This window comes from uncultured Tissierella sp. (assembly GCF_902479755.1).
Classification (GTDB): Bacteria; Bacillota; Clostridia; order Tissierellales; family Tissierellaceae; genus Tissierella; species Tissierella carlieri.
In genome coordinates, this window is sequence record NZ_CABSQO010000004.1 from 126,479 (window position 1) to 134,897 (window position 8,419).

Below are 8,419 nucleotides of genomic sequence, written 5' to 3' on the forward strand. Positions count from 1 at the left end.
ATGTGGATAACATTGAAATAATAGTACAAAAAATCACAGATATTATTATACAACGTTTACAGAAGGAAGAACCTAGGAGGACAGTTACATTTTTAGGGAGAGAATATTCAAGTATTCGGACTTACTATGAAAAAAGAGGCTATGAGATAGTGTCAGTTAAAGATAAATTTAGTACAGATATAGTAATCGTTACTGAACTGTCTATTTTAAATATGAATCGGATAGCACTAGGACTTCCTCAAACAGAAGATGAAGTAATTATTTGGGAGCGTTTATTGAATAAGAAGGATGTTATTTTTTTAGAAGAAGGAATGGAGCTTCAGGCAAGTCAACATGTGGCTCCAAGAGCATTGTTACAGGTTCTTGTGAATAATAAAAACCAATTGGTAAGGTACGGTGCTTCTATACTTCCATTAAAGAATTTTGAAAAGATAAATGAAATTATAAATAAGGAAGTAAAAGATGTAATTCGTAAAAGTGATAAGAAGGAACTTCTTACCGTAGAAAAAGTACGGAAACTGAACTTACAGGCAGGAGATATTTTTGAAGCAGATAAGAACATCATTATTACAGCATTGGCTAGAGATTATATGCGTGATTTAGGTGTTCAGATAGTATAGAAAGGAGCATACTATGTTCATTGGAAAAGTTGTTGGTAGCTTATGGGCTACTCGCAAGGATGAAAAGTTAAATGGTTTGAAATTTCTACTCATTGAAAAACAACTAAACGAACATGAGTCTGATCCTGCTCTAGTTGTTGCAGTTGATCATGTAGGTGCTGGCATTGGAGAAGCTGTGCTGATTACGACTGGTAGCTCTGGTCGTCTATCTTTTGATGGTAAAAGTATTCCTGTTGATATGGTTATTGTCGGTATTATAGACACTGTGGACTATCCAAAGGAATAATAAAAGCTGCTATTTATAACGAGGCTAAGGCCTCGTTGTAGTGGTGTGTTGCGATTGTTGTACAATTGCTGGCCTTACTAAAAATAGAATGGAGTGAAATGAATGAGTATAAGTGAAATGATAATTTGGATTATGGCAATTATAATGGTCATAGGCGCAATCGACCGTTCACTGGGTAATAAAACTGGTTTAGGTCAACAATTTGAGGAAGGAATACTAGCAATGGGTTCTTTAGCACTTTCAATGGCTGGTATAATCGTTATAGCACCCAAGTTATCTGATTGGTTAAGTCCTATAGTGGTTCCACTATATAAATTGTTAGGAGCAGATCCAGCAATGTTTGCAGGAACTTTATTAGCAAATGATATGGGGGGGTTTTTCTTAGCACAACAAATGACTACTGATCCATTAATTAGACTTTTCTCAGGTGGTATTTTAGGAGCCATGATGGGGGCGACAATTGTATTTACAATCCCAGTGGGATTGGGTATTATCAGCAAGGAAGATACAAAGTATCTGGCACAAGGGGTATTATGCGGCATTGTGACTATTCCAATTGGAGCATTAGTTGCAGGAATTTTGATGGGTATGCCAATAGTTAAAGTCTTTATGAATTTAATACCTATAATAGCTGTAGCGATTTTAATTTCAATTGGACTATTTAAAATCCCTGAAGGAATGATTAAAGGATTCAATATATTTGGGAAAATTATAGTAGCTGTTGCAGCCATTGGGCTGGCAATTGGTGGGTTAGACTTACTATTAGGTATCAAAATATTTGAAAATCAAGATACACTTGAAGTTGGATTTCAAACAGTTGGTGGTATTGCCATTACTTTAGCCGGTGCTTATGGATTGGTGTTCTTGATCACAAAGCTATTTAAGAAGCCATTGATGAAACTAGGTCACTTGTTAGGAATGAATGATATTGCAGCAGCAGGTCTAATTGCATCTCTTGCTAACAACATCGCCATGTTCCAAACAGTAAAGGGTATGGATAAACGTGGCAAGGTAATTAATATTGCTTTTGCAGTTTCAGCATCCTTTGCATTTGGTGACCATTTAGGATTTACGGCTGGTGTTGCACCAGAATTGATTGTTCCAATGATTATTGGTAAGCTAGTCGGTGGTATTTCTGCCATTCTTGTTGCCATATTTCTATCTAACCGTGTATTTAGGATTGAATAAAGCTAATACTATAGAGATTTAAGTACGGATGGAGGTAAGATGTTGAATATAGACAGATCAGAAATTGAAAAGCTAGTTCGTAGTATCATAATGGAAGAATACAGTAATAAGTTAAATGGTGCTTCAAAGAGGAATGTTGACCCCAGTGGAGTAATGGCAATTTCTTTGCCATTGTTTTCTGTAAGTGAAGAAGATCGACTGGACACAGGCAACCCTAATCATAAAGTATATACGAAGGATTTAGTATCACTTACTGAAAGCCCTAGATTGGGTTGTGGCCTAATGGTAATGGAAGATACTACCTTCGACTGGACTTTAGGATATGATGAAATAGATTATATTATTGAAGGAACTCTGACTATTATCATAGATGGACGGCGAATAACTGCCAATGCAGGAGAATTGATTTTGATTCCAAGAGATTCAAGTATTCAGTTTTCAGTTGAAGGAAAGGCAAGGTTTATCTATGTGACTTATCCAGCTGATTGGCAATCATAAATTCTAGAAAAGCAAATTGGTATATACATGACTAAAAGACATGTTATGAATCCTAATACCCCAATTACTTTTATTGTTCTCTCCATAGAAATGCTCCTCTCTATGTTTGTATTCAAGCCGCTACACTTGTAGCGGTTTATTTCATATAGTATAATATAGTATACGTAGAGAATAAATAAGGTAAAAACAAGCACTACAAAGGAGACGATTTTGTGGCGGTTTCAAGTAGAGGAGATGTAAGGTGATATTATGAGAATTCAGCCAGAAGGACAGCCATCAGCACTGAACCCGAGCATGTAGGATTTATCTGTTTGAGCATTAATACTCCCTAATCATAGTCTTAGTAGAATAGGATAAAGTTAAAATACAATCTATACTTTGAAAGGAGAAATTAAATGAAATCACGAATTATATACATACTTCTTGTGTTTCTGTTAAGTACTTCAATTACTGCGTGTCGGAGCAGTAAAAACAATTTAAACTCAAATAATAGCAGTAGTGGAAGTGATAGTAAAATTACTGACACAAGCCTTTCTTCAGATAGTGAAAGTGAAAATACAAATGCCACGATGCCATCTAATAATAATTCGGTATTAGAAGCATATAAATCAGTATTGTTAAATAATGATGAATTTTTCAGCATTGATAGCAAGAAAAAATTATCTTTGAATGATTTTTTAACTAACAAAGAGATTAATGGAACCATCTTTGAAGTGACACACTTTACAGTACTTGATATGGATAGTGATGAGGTACCTGAAGCTGTTCTTGAATTAGCAGTAGATAATAATCCAGAGTTTTACGAAGTCTTGCATTATATGAATGATACAATTTATGGATACAATATTGTATACAGAGGCTTAGAAGCGCTTAAAACAGACGGAACATTTCAGTATTCAAACGGTGCAGCAGATAATGGATATGGAAAATTGAAATTCCAATCAAATGCCTATGAAACTGATATATTGGGATATGTGAAATCAATCCAAAACAATGATAACATAACTATAGGATACTTCATTAATAATAAATCCGCTACAGAAGAATCCTATAATTCTTTCATGAAAGAAGAAGATGAAAAAAAAGATGTAGTTTGGCATGAATTTTCTCAAAAGAATGTTGAAACAGAACTCTCTGTGCATCTAACATTGCAGGATGAAGAAATGAAACCAATGGAAGTTTATAGTGGACATAGCAAGGAAGAAATAGAAGATTTTGCAAAAAAAGTTGTTGAATTAATCCAAAATGATGAAAGTCAGGATTTGGCAGAAATTATTCAATATCCACTTAATGTTAATCTAGATGAACAAAAAATATATATCAAGGATAAAGACACATTTCTTGAAAAATACAATCTGATATTTAATGATAAATTTAAGTTGCAAATTAAAGATGCATACACAAAGGATATATGGGGGAATTCGGTTGGATTTATAATAGGGAATGGAGATATATGGTTCGCTAATGATTCATCAGATAGTAAGCTTAAGATTATAGTTATTAATAGCGGAAAGGGTGAAATGCCGAAAGGTGAGGAAGGGAATGGAATAACACGGGGATAATAAAAGTAGATTTTGAAGTAAGTTTTACATGAAAAGATTGTATATGATCACTGTTACGGCATTCACGGATTCTTTCCAACCAAATCCCGGACCTTACGGTCATAACTCAGGTAATGAATAAATAAAGAGCAACCGCTGTCTATATTATTTAATTTGTAAGGACAGTGGTTACTCATATATAATCTGTTTATAATTTTACCACATTTTTCTTATGAAATGATTTAGCAGTTATTATACATTAGAGTTTAGTGATATTCACTTTTTCTTCTTTTTCCCCTTGACTCTTCCGTTGGGGAAACAGTTATTATATAATTAATAAAAATGAAAAGGGGAAAACAAACTATGCCTGATTTATTAAAAATCAAAGAAGTATCAAGCAGGTATGATGTGACTGCCCGTACTCTTCGATATTATGAAGATATGGGATTGATAAACAGTCAAAGAAGTGATGACTATGCGTATAGAATGTACGATGAATCCTCAATAAAACGATTGGAGCAGGTTCTTATACTTCGTAAATTGAACATTAGCATTAAAGATATTCAGAGAATTTTTCGATCATCCAGTTCCGAGATAGTTTTAGAAGTTCTAGGCAAAAAAATTTCTGATATTGATGATGAAGTTGCTCTTCTGCATGAGCTTAAAAAAATAGTTTTAGAATTTATTATGCAAATTCATAGAATTGATTTTCAGAAGGATTCTGATGTAAAACTTTTATATGAGAAAGCAAAGGAAGTTGAGCAGCAGATAATTAATGTCGGGTATGAAGGAAATCCTGCACGCGTTAACAGGCTTTTGAATATTACCGAAAAGCTTAAAAAAGCACCGGAAGTCAGAATTGTAGAAATACCAAAGTGTAGAATGGCTTCATCAGGTTATTTTAATGATTTAAGTGAAGTTATAGGAAGCTTTGGCAAATGGTTCTCCGAATATGACAAAAAACGAAAAGGTATATCATTTTCACCACTTGATTTTATGTTTTTTGAACCGGATGGCAGAGGAATGTGGTTATTTGCTGTTGAAGACTGGGTAACAGAAAAAGATACAGACGGTTACGAAATAATTGAGTTTGAAGGTGGTCTGTACGCAAATGCGGTATCCATCGATGGTGATGATGATATCAATGGCAGGGTATATACCGGAATTAAAGCTTGGATTGACAGTAGTGGATTTGAACTTGACGAGCGTGAAGGACACAGGGCAATGTGCCATATGATTGTAGGTGAGAAAATGAACCGTGGACTTGGATATAAGCAGCTTGACATATTTGTACCTATTAAACTGCGTCCAGTAAAGAATGACAGTCTTAATGCTTCATTAGAATAGGTCAGGTAGTGAGTGACTGAATAAAATGTAAAATGCTAAAATGTTTTATAAACAAAATATTAAGGAAAAGGAGAAAATCTATAATGCCGGATATAAAGAAAATAAGGCAAGCCATGATTGAAGAAAGGATCTCGGAGGAGATAATATCTAAAATCAATTTTACAGATCCAGGCGGTAATGATCCACTACCTGTCATTGCGATAATTAATCAAATGGATTCCATGCTCTCACATGAGCAATGCTTATCAGTAATGGAAAAACAAGGATGCTGTAAAAGTGGACAAAGAGACAAGGAATGTAAAAAATTCGGCAAGCAAAATATTGGCAGATCACTTAATGAAAAGATCGAACTACTTTCCTCAATTCAATATATGGGAACCCCAAAACTTAATGAAGATGGTACTATTACAACGGGTATTTTTTGGTTTCAAGATGGTGTATACAATTGTGCTTGCCCGTCAATTAAAAAGTTGAAAAAGCCTGTTTCAGTTACTTCTACATATTGCGGATGCTGCGCCGGACACTTTTTATATCATTATCAAAACGCCTTGCAGCTTAAGTTGAAATTGAAAGAAATTAAATCTTCCCCGATTAGCACAAATGGTTCAAAACCCTGCGAGTTTATTTTTGAAGTAATACAGATGCTTTAATTAAAAAGTATATTCTACCTCTAAGGGGGGACCGAGTTCAGCATCTTTTTTGTATCCTATAAATAAAGATTTGCTCCCCACAATAAGCTCGTGCTAAAATGAAAATAAGGTTTTGATTTAGCTTAGTGACTTTATTAGGATTATAGAAGGCGGAGCAGGAATAGAAGAATTTGATATTGATTTATATTTTATGGATAATTGAGGAAATGATAGTGTTTGAGGATTAGAAGGTAGTTGTAAGTTTGCTCGAAGGGAGAGAGTGGTTGGGTATATAATTGAATAAATTTAGAATGGTTTATGAGCTAGTTGGATAATTCTGACTGGCTTTCTTCTTATGGATAAGCTAGAAAATATAATGAATTAATAACTTGAATCATAAGAATAAATTGATTCTATTACAAATTTTTAGTTAAAACAAATGTATTTCATCTATTTATGCAACTTAGACATTTCAAATTGTAAGATAAGCAGCAGAATGTTGTAATTAAGAAGATAATTGATATAATTTATATGGAAGGAGGAAAAAAATTGAAGGTCAACTATTATGAAGATAAAATGATAGAAGAAAATCGCGTGGATGTATTCTATAGTGAGAAAGACCATGAAATCATCGGAATTATGAACTATTTACAATCATACGAAATAATTTTAGGAAAGAATGGGGAATTAACGAAAAAGATACTTCCCAATGATATATTTTACTTGGAAACTGTAGAGAGACGTTGTTATGCGTATTTAGAAAGTGAAGTTTACCAGATAGACTTTACTTTGAAAAATTTTCAGGAACGATTTCAAAGCAATGGCTTTATTCAAATTGGAAAATCTATGATAGTAAATATATACAGAATAGACAGAGTTAAAACAGATTCAAATATGAGAATGCGTCTGATTATGGAAAATGGGGAAGTGCTTATCTTGAATAGAACTTTTAAAAAGAATTTTATGGAATATTTGAGAAACATACAGGAGGCAGAAAATGAAGATTATAGATAAAAAAACATTTATTCCAACAGTATGTGTTGTTTACACTATTCTATCTATGAGTAAAATCATACTAGAAGCTATTATACAAAATGAATTTGGGAATTATCAATCAAATTTGCTTATGATGATTTTTGTGTCATTTATTGCAACATTAGTTCTTTCACAACATTATAGACTACAGCAGATTCCATTGCCACTAGTAATTATTGGACAATATTTAGTGTTAATTGGGATTATATTATTAATTATTTGGATTTCAGGATTATATACGGATTTACATCCTAATGCATATAGAGATATGTTTTTATCATTTACAATTCCCTATATTATAGGTGCTGCTATTTATTATTTAAATGTGTTTTGGGAAGTGAAAAATGCTAATCAAATGTTAAAAAATATAAAGAAGAAAGGGGATTAGATATGGATAATAAAGTTACTGGGTGGGATTATTTCTCTTTAGGAATGCTTGCATTTGCTGGATTAGGGCTAGAGGCGTTATATGCTTATGTGTTAGAACCGATGATATATGGAGTCACAATGCAGGACTGGAATACAAGTCAGACAATCATTCACTGGATTATAACCTGTATTTCTTGGGGGATAGTAAGCTATTTGCTCATTCTTGCATCTAAGAAGAAGTATCAGTTTAATCTTTTTGAAACATCAGATAAGATGACAAAATGGCAATGGGCATCTGTTATATTTTGTGTTGTTATAGCATTAATAGCAAGTTACATAGATTGGAAAGGATTTAAGGTTATTAGAGAGTTTCAGAGTAAAGGGTTATTATTATTTGTTTTTCAGTATATATACTATGCATTTGAAACAGTGTTATTTATGCTTATCATAATTTTTACGCAGAAGGCATTTGAGGTATGGTATAAAAGAAAAAACATCCCATATGGAGGAATAATTTGTGGAATTACATGGGGATTTGCCCATGCATTTACAAAAGGTAGTATATGGATTGGATTAGAAGGAATTGTCTTGGGATTTTTGCTAGGAGTAACTTATTTGTTAGTAAATAGAGATATAAAGAAAACATATATAGTATTGTTTATTATGTTTGCACTATAGTTATCTAATATAGCTGCATATTATGTTAGTATATAGGTATAGATATAAATTCAATAAGAAAAGTAAAAATATCCCGAAAGAAAAAAGAAAATGAATTATACTCACGTCCGATTTTGGACGTGTTTTTCACTTTTGATACTATATAGAGTCAATTGTAGGAAATATGAATAAAATAAGACCAGCTATTAAATGTCAAGAAAAAATTTAATTTATTTTGCCTTGGAAATT

10 protein-coding genes are annotated in these 8,419 nt (G+C 32.9%); all 10 read left to right on the top strand.

Annotation, left to right across the window (positions count from 1 at the left end):
* The first annotated feature begins 2 nt into the window (after positions 1–2).
* The 10 genes from RDK80_RS03850 (at position 3) to RDK80_RS03895 (ending at position 8,191) form a co-directional block, all read left to right on the top strand.
* Positions 3–620 (top strand): hypothetical protein, encoded by a 618-nt coding sequence (locus tag RDK80_RS03850; RefSeq protein ID WP_308523530.1) that lies wholly within the window; start codon positions 3–5, stop codon positions 618–620.
* Between the two features lie 13 nt (positions 621–633).
* Positions 634–906, top strand: coding sequence for a EutN/CcmL family microcompartment protein (locus RDK80_RS03855; protein ID WP_094899928.1), 273 nt, complete (start codon positions 634–636; stop codon positions 904–906).
* 102 nt (positions 907–1,008) lie between these two features.
* Entirely contained in the window at positions 1,009–2,094 is a 1,086-nt protein-coding gene (locus RDK80_RS03860) for an ethanolamine utilization protein EutH (RefSeq protein WP_308523531.1), read from the top strand.
* A gap of 42 nt (positions 2,095–2,136) precedes the next feature.
* Positions 2,137–2,592 (top strand): hypothetical protein, encoded by a 456-nt coding sequence (locus RDK80_RS03865; RefSeq protein WP_235601236.1) that lies wholly within the window; start codon positions 2,137–2,139, stop codon positions 2,590–2,592.
* Between the two features lie 395 nt (positions 2,593–2,987).
* On the top strand, positions 2,988–4,154 hold the full coding sequence (locus RDK80_RS03870) for a hypothetical protein (protein WP_308523532.1): 1,167 nt from the start codon (positions 2,988–2,990) through the stop codon (positions 4,152–4,154).
* Positions 4,155–4,496: 342 nt separating this feature from the next.
* On the top strand, positions 4,497–5,480 hold the full coding sequence (locus tag RDK80_RS03875) for a MerR family transcriptional regulator (protein ID WP_308523533.1): 984 nt from the start codon (positions 4,497–4,499) through the stop codon (positions 5,478–5,480).
* A 32-nt stretch (positions 5,481–5,512) separates the two neighbouring features.
* Positions 5,513–6,130 carry a hypothetical protein gene (locus RDK80_RS03880; RefSeq protein ID WP_308523534.1) on the top strand — a complete coding sequence of 206 codons (618 nt, stop codon included), beginning with the start codon at positions 5,513–5,515 and terminating at the stop codon, positions 6,128–6,130.
* A gap of 528 nt (positions 6,131–6,658) precedes the next feature.
* Entirely contained in the window at positions 6,659–7,123 is a 465-nt protein-coding gene (locus tag RDK80_RS03885; protein WP_158220031.1) for a LytTR family DNA-binding domain-containing protein, read from the top strand.
* Complete coding sequence (locus tag RDK80_RS03890; protein WP_094899933.1) at positions 7,107–7,532, top strand: DUF6608 family protein; 426 nt, start codon at positions 7,107–7,109, stop codon at positions 7,530–7,532. Before RDK80_RS03885 ends, RDK80_RS03890 begins: the two co-directional genes overlap by 17 nt.
* A gap of 2 nt (positions 7,533–7,534) precedes the next feature.
* A complete protein-coding gene (locus tag RDK80_RS03895; RefSeq protein ID WP_094899934.1) occupies positions 7,535–8,191 on the top strand; it encodes a hypothetical protein in 657 nt (218 codons plus the stop codon).
* The last annotated feature ends 228 nt before the right edge of the window (positions 8,192–8,419 follow it).